Genomic DNA, 6,654 nt, shown 5'->3' on the forward strand with positions numbered 1-6,654 from the left:
CGTTCCCGCCCGGAGCTTGACATCTTCGCGCACTCCCGTTAGCTAATACGCATAACTAATACGTATTAGCAATCAAGGACCGTGCTTTCATGGCGGCGAAGCGCCTGACACAAAAGGACATTGCAAGGCTGGCCGGAGTCAGCCAGGCCACCGTTTCTCTGGTCCTTAACGGAACTTCGGAGGATACGCGCCGCATCCCCGAGCAGACGCGAGAACGGATTCAGGACGTTATTGCGAAAACCGGTTACGTCGCGGACCCGGTGGCCCGCCGCATGGTCAAGGGGCGCAACAATATTCTGGGCGTTTTCACCTACGAGCCGGCATTCCCTTCGGCGCAGGCCGACTTTTTCGCACCGTTTCTTTTCGGGATCGAGGAGGCGGCGCATGAGCGGGGCTACGACCTTCTATTGATGACGGCCGCCGCGCGAGGCCGCGACGGACGTAAGAAAATCTTCGACGAGACCAACCGCTTGCGTCTCTCCGATGGATGCCTCGTTCTCGGGCGTTCCTTCGATCGGGAAGAGCTGACACGGCTGGTGGCGGGCGATTTTCCCTTCATCGCTGTCGGCCGCCGCGACGATGCGGGTGGAGCTGTGCCCTATGTCGGTGCGGATTACGCCGCGGCCACGGCCGACCTCGTCGCTCGCGCGCACGGCCACGGCCACCGCTCATTTGCCTATGTCGGTCCGTCGGAAGGGGCGGAGTCCACGGTCGATCGTTGGAGCGGCTTTTGCGCGGCGCTTTCCGGAGAGATCGGTCTTTCCCTGCACTGGCCCGACGTGGGCAGCGACCCTCAGGTGCTTGTCTCGGCTGTGCGCGAAGCCGGGGCGACGGTGGTGTTCTTCACCGAACTGGCCGACGCCATACCGTTCAAACGCGCGGTTCTTGCCAAGGGGCTGGCGGTCCCCGGCGACCTCTCGATCGTCGTTCTGGGCAGTCATCTGCGTCCCGGAGCGACCGGCACCACCTTCACCGCCTACGCCATCCCCCGCGAAGAAATGGGACGGCGCGCGACGCTTGCGCTCATCGACGGGCTCGAGGGCAGATCGGACTTCGAACAAACCCTTCTCTCCTGCGAACGGGTCGAGGGCGAGACGCTCGGCCCCATAACATCAAAGAGTGAATTGTGACGGATTATTCTACAGATATCGCGATCATCGGGGGCGGCGTGGCCGGCGTCGCCGCGGCCCTTGCCGCGCTGCGTTCGGGGCGTTCGGTCATTCTGACCGAAGAGTATGACTGGATCGGCGGCCAGATGACGAGTCAGGCCGTGCCCTCCGACGAGCACTCCTGGATCGAGCAGATGGGCGGCAGTCGCACCTACCGAACGCTGCGAACCGCCATCCGCCAATACTATCGCGATTATTATCCGCTCAACGAAGCCGCGCGCAAATGGGACGATCTCAATCCCGGTGCCGGCTGGGTGAGCCGAATGTGTGTCGAGCCGCGCGTGCCGCTTGCGGTCATGGAAGCCTGGCTGATGCCTTATATGGGGGCGGGCAGGCTCAAGCTTCTGAAACCCTATCGGCCGGTTTCTGCGGACATGGACGGAGATCGCGTCCGTGCAGTGACGTTGCAGCACAAGAGCGGAAACGGGGCGGTGGTCGTTTCGGCGCGCTATGTGATCGACGCAACCGAACTCGGCGATCTTCTGCCGCTGACCGGGACGGAGTATGTCAAGGGCTTCGAAAGCCAAGCGGAAACCGGCGAGCCTTCGGCGCCTTCCCAATCCCAGCCGGATAATCAGCAGGCCATCTCGATCTGCTTTGCGGTCGATCATGTGGACGGCAACCACGTTATCGACAAGCCTGCGAATTATGATGAGTGGCGGGCTGTGCAGCCTGATTTCTGGGGCGGTCCCCTGATCGGGTTCAAAGCGCCTCATCCGCGCACCCTCGAAATCACGGAACGCAGTTTTACGCCAAACCCCGACGACGATCCGCTGCTCGTGGATGCCGACCAGCGGCGCAACGCCGGCGATGCAAACCTGTGGACGTTCCGGCGGATTGCCGCGCGCCGTAACTTCGTTCCGGGAGCTTATGAATCCGATATCTGCCTGGTTAACTGGCCGATGATCGATTATTTCGAGGCGCCGGTCATCGATTGCTCCGAGGATGACTATGCGCATCGCATCGGCCGGGCTGCCGAATTGTCGTACTCGGTGTTCTACTGGCTCCAGACCGAGGCGCCGCGCGTCGACGGCGGCGTCGGGTTCCCGGGGCTGCGGCTGCGCGGCGACGTTACAGGCACCGAACACGGTCTTGCGATGGCGCCCTACATACGTGAAAGCCGGCGCATCAAGGCTGTCACCACCGTCGTCGAACAGGATCTCTCCTACGCGGTGCGGGGGGAGGCGGGAGCCGTCAGCTATCGCGATAGCGTGGGCACCGGCATGTACCGGATAGACCTGCATCCCTCGACGGGCGGCGACAACTATATCGATGTGCCTTCCTGCCCGTTCGAAATCCCGCTCGGAGCCTTGCTCCCGATCGCGCGTTCGAACCTTCTTCCCGCAGGCAAGTCAATCGGCACCACACACATCACCAACGGGTGCTATCGGCTGCATCCTGTCGAGTGGAACATCGGCGAAGTCGCCGGGCTTTTGGCCGCGCACTGTCTGGAAACCGGCACGACACCGCATGCGGTGCAAGCCGACGATCGTCGGCTGGAGACGTTCCAGAGTCTGCTGCATCGCGAAGGCGTGGAGATCCGCTGGCCAGACATCAAGGGGTACTGATCCCAGGGTCCAGACGGACCGTGGATTCCAAGGAGGAGGAACCGCAATGAAAACGATAACCAGGTTGAAGACTGCAACGGCGATAGTGGGGTTTGCCCTTCATTTCGCGGCAGGCACCGCTTTTGCGCAGGAACAGGTGGAGCTGCGCATGACGATCTGGAGCGCCAATGAAGCGCATCTGGCGATGTTCAATGAAATCGCCGACAGCTTCACCGCGACCCATCCGAATGTTTCGGTCACTTTCGACTCGCTGCCCTTCGAAAGCTACACGACCACGCTTACGACGCAGATCGCGGGTGGCAACGCTCCCGACCTTGCCTGGATTCTCGAAACGACCGCCGCCGATTTCGTCAATTCCGGCGCACTCGCGCCCCTCAGCGATGCTTTCGCCAATACCGAGGGATACGACCTGAGCGACGTGACCGAGCAGGCAACCGCGCTTTGGCGGGCCGACGACGAACTTTACGCATATCCGTTTTCGACCTCGCCATTCGCAATGTTCGTCAACAACGACCTCGTCGCCAAAGCCGGAGCGCGAACCCCGGCCGAGTTGATCGAGGCTGGAGAATGGACCTGGCAAAATGCGATCGAAACGGCCGCCGCGGTGGCCGGCAATGGCGCTGATGGCCTGATCGTTCGCGATTTCAATTATCAGATCTGGCAGAATCTCGCCTCCATCTGGCGTGCCTGGGGCGCTTCCCCCTGGAGCGACGACGGCGACAGCTGCACCTTCGCAGAACCCGAAATGGTCGAAGCCATGACCTTCATACACGATGCGATCTTTGAGAAGGGCGCCATGCCCGAGCCTGGAGAGAGCGTGGATTTCTTCGCTGGCAATGCGGCCATGACAATCACCCAGATCTCGCGCGCCTCGCTTCTGCCTACGGGCGAGGCAGCATTCGACTGGGACCTCGTTCCGCTTCCATCCGGTCCGGCAGGCGCGTATTCCGTCGTCGGGCAGGCTGGTATCGGCGCCTTCGCGATGGGAGACAATGTGGATATCGCCGTTGGCTTTCTCGCTCACATGTCAAACGCGGAAAACAGCGCCAAGCTCGCGCGGTTCTTTCCGCCGGCGCGCGCAAGCCTGCTCAATACCGACACACTGGGAAAAACCAACCCGCTGCTCTCCCCCGAGCAGCTCGAAAGCGTCGTCATCAACGGCATCGCCAACGGAAAGGTGCTGCCGGGGCATGAAGGTTTTGCCGAGATACAGCAGGTCGTCCGCGCCGAACTCGATGCGCTATGGCAAGCGGATGCCGATGTCGAAGCCGTGTTGACCTCGGTTTGCGACCGCATAGTACCGATGCTCTAGCCGGGATTTCCAGGAGCAACGCAGATGAATGTCGCGGCCCGATCCACCACCGGCAAGCCCCACAAGCGCGCGTTCTGGACGATGGAGCGCCGCGACACCCTCGCGGGATACTTGTTCATCGCACCACAATTGATCGGTGTGGTCACCTTCGTTCTGATTCCGCTGGGGCTTGTGTTCTGGTATTCGTTGCATGAGTGGAACGTTCTTGCACAGACCTTCCGGTTTCAGGGGCTGGCCAATTATGAGGCCCTGCTTAACGACCCCGGCCTGCCGCAGGTTCTCGGCGCGACCGCAGTGTTTTCACTTGGACTCGTCGTCTTCAACATGGCGTTGGCGCTGCTGCTCGCGGTGCTGCTCGATCAGAAACTCAAGGGTATCGCCGTCTATCGAACCCTGTTTTTCTCGCCAGTGGTCGTTTCCCTCGTTGCCTGGACGATCGTCTGGAGCTTTCTGCTGCAGAACAATGGCGGCATCAACGCCTTGCTGGCGCTTGTCGGTATCGAGGGCCCCAACTGGCTGCGCGGGTCCGCCACGGCGATGACGTCGGTCGTCGTGGTGCAAGTCTTCAAGAATGTCGGGCTTAACATGATCCTCTTTCTGGCCGCCCTGCAGGGGGTGCCGAGAGAGCTCTATGAAGCCGCCCGTGTCGACGGCACCCCGGCATGGATGCAGTTCACCCGTATCACGATGCCTATGATCAGCCCGACGATTCTCTTGACGTCGATTATCACCATCGTGGGGTCGCTCCAGGTCTTTGCGCAAATCGCTGTGCTGACTCAGGGCGGGCCAGGCATGTCCACGACGGTGCTTGTCTATTATCTCTATCAACAGGCCTTCCAGTTCCACAAATTCGGCTACGGGGCGACGCTTTCGATCCTTCTTTTCCTGATCGTCGCGGTCCTGACCTTTGCCCAGTGGCAGATGCGCAGGAGGCTCGTCTTCTATGAAAACTGACCTTTCGCCCCGTATGAAGGTTGTCGTCTACGGGCTTATGACGGTGCTCCTGATTCCGTTCGTCTTTCCGACCTGGTGGATGGTGACATCCTCGATCAAGCCGATTTCGGACATCTTCGCCTTCCCGCCGGAAATCATTCCGTCCCGCGTCGATCTTTCGACCTATTCACGGGTGTTCGAGCTTCAACCCTTCGGGCGGCAGTACTGGAACTCCGCCTATATAGCGGCGCTGGTCACCGCCGGGACCATGCTCTTTTCCGCGATGGCGGGATACGCGTTCGCGCGCATCCGCTTTCCTTGCGCCAACGCGCTCTTCATGGTCGTTCTTGTCGGCCTCCTGATCCCCGCCGAAGTCACGATCGTGCCGTTGTTCCAGATGTTCTTGGGGTGGGACATGATCAACACGCACTGGCCGTTGGTTCTCGTGCCGGTCTTCGGCGCCCCCTCGGTCTTTGCCACCTTCGTCATGCGGCAGTTTTTCATTGCCCTTCCCAAGGAGCTCGAGGAGGCTGCGCGGGTCGATGGCCTGGGGCGGTTCCGGATCTTCTGGACCATTGCTTTGCCGCTTGCGCGGCCTGCGCTTGGCGCGGTCGGGATATTCACTTTCCTGCATTCCTGGAATCTTTATCTCGAACCGATCGTTTTCCTGTCTTCGCCCGAGCTTTTCACACTGCCTCAGGCGCTCACGCAATTCACCGACGCATATGGCGGCGCCATGTGGAACGTCCAGCTCGCGGCCGCCACCATGACGGCGGTTCCCGTTCTCATCGTTTTCGTTATCGCTCAGCGCCAGTTCGTCGAAGGGCTGGCCCATACCGGGCTCAAGGGTTGATTATGGCTTCCGTCACATTCTCAGATGTCAAGAAATCCTACGGCAATGTCGAGGTGATCCACGGGGTGGACATCGGGATCGCCGATGGCGAGTTCGTTGTCCTAGTGGGACCTTCGGGGTGCGGAAAATCGACGCTTCTGCGCATGCTGGCCGGGCTCGAGACCATAACGGCCGGCACGGTCGAAATCGACGGTCTGGTCGTCAACGAGCTCGAGCCCAAGCAACGTGACATCGCCATGGTTTTTCAGAACTATGCGCTCTATCCCCACATGACCGTCGCAACCAATATGGGATTCTCGCTCGAACACAGGCGAACGCCGAAGGCGGAGATCGCCCAAAGGGTTGAATGGGCGGCTGGAATTCTGGGCCTCACAGATTACCTCGACCGGTATCCGCGCGAGCTTTCGGGCGGTCAGCGTCAGCGTGTGGCGGTCGCCAGGGCGCTTGCCAATTCGCCGGACCTGATCCTGGCGGACGAACCGACCGCCAGCCTGGACCGGAACACGGCGGACCGCCTGATCGACGACCTCGCCAGTCTGACCCGCCTGCATAACCGCACGCTGATCGCCGTCAGCCACGACTATGCGCTGTTGTCGCGGATGGACCGGATTGTCGATCTTGCCGACGGCGCACTGACCGGCGAGACGGGCCATGGCTGACGCATTGGCCGGTATCTGGCACGACATTCCCGCGCCAGCCCAGGACCTGCTGGTCTTCGGCGCGTTGCTCCTGCCGGCGCTGGTTACCGGGTTTGTCGTCGCTTACGGCTACCGCCCCTTCCGCCTGGTCGGCGCGATGATATGGCGCTACCGGTGGACC

General features: G+C 61.2%; 5 protein-coding genes and 1 pseudogene. All 6 read left to right on the top strand.

Annotated features, from left to right (window positions below; all coding sequences use genetic code 11):
• Window positions 1–89 precede the first annotated feature (89 nt).
• Window positions 90–1,130, top strand: a complete 1,041-nt coding sequence (locus QZ638_RS10450) for a LacI family DNA-binding transcriptional regulator (protein WP_295809782.1) — start codon at window positions 90–92, stop codon at window positions 1,128–1,130.
• Complete coding sequence (locus QZ638_RS10455) at window positions 1,127–2,737, top strand: FAD-dependent oxidoreductase (RefSeq protein WP_295809784.1); 1,611 nt, start codon at window positions 1,127–1,129, stop codon at window positions 2,735–2,737. Before QZ638_RS10450 ends, QZ638_RS10455 begins: the two co-directional genes overlap by 4 nt.
• A 46-nt stretch (window positions 2,738–2,783) precedes the next feature.
• Entirely contained in the window at window positions 2,784–4,049 is a 1,266-nt protein-coding gene (locus QZ638_RS10460) for a sugar ABC transporter substrate-binding protein (RefSeq protein ID WP_295809786.1), read from the top strand.
• A 24-nt stretch (window positions 4,050–4,073) separates the two neighbouring features.
• On the top strand, window positions 4,074–5,003 hold the full coding sequence (locus QZ638_RS10465) for a carbohydrate ABC transporter permease (protein WP_295809787.1): 930 nt from the start codon (window positions 4,074–4,076) through the stop codon (window positions 5,001–5,003).
• The gene (locus tag QZ638_RS10470; RefSeq protein ID WP_295809791.1) at window positions 4,993–5,835 is read left to right on the top strand and encodes a carbohydrate ABC transporter permease; all 843 of its coding nucleotides are present in this window, start codon (window positions 4,993–4,995) and stop codon (window positions 5,833–5,835) included. The genes QZ638_RS10465 and QZ638_RS10470 overlap by 11 nt, the downstream gene beginning before the upstream one ends.
• Before the next feature lie 2 nt (window positions 5,836–5,837).
• Window positions 5,838–6,470: pseudogene (locus tag QZ638_RS10475) on the top strand (ABC transporter ATP-binding protein); the annotation flags it as partial.
• Between the last annotated feature and the right edge of the window lie 184 nt (window positions 6,471–6,654).

This window comes from uncultured Nitratireductor sp. (genome assembly GCF_913053745.1).
GTDB lineage: Bacteria > Pseudomonadota > Alphaproteobacteria > Rhizobiales > Rhizobiaceae > Nitratireductor.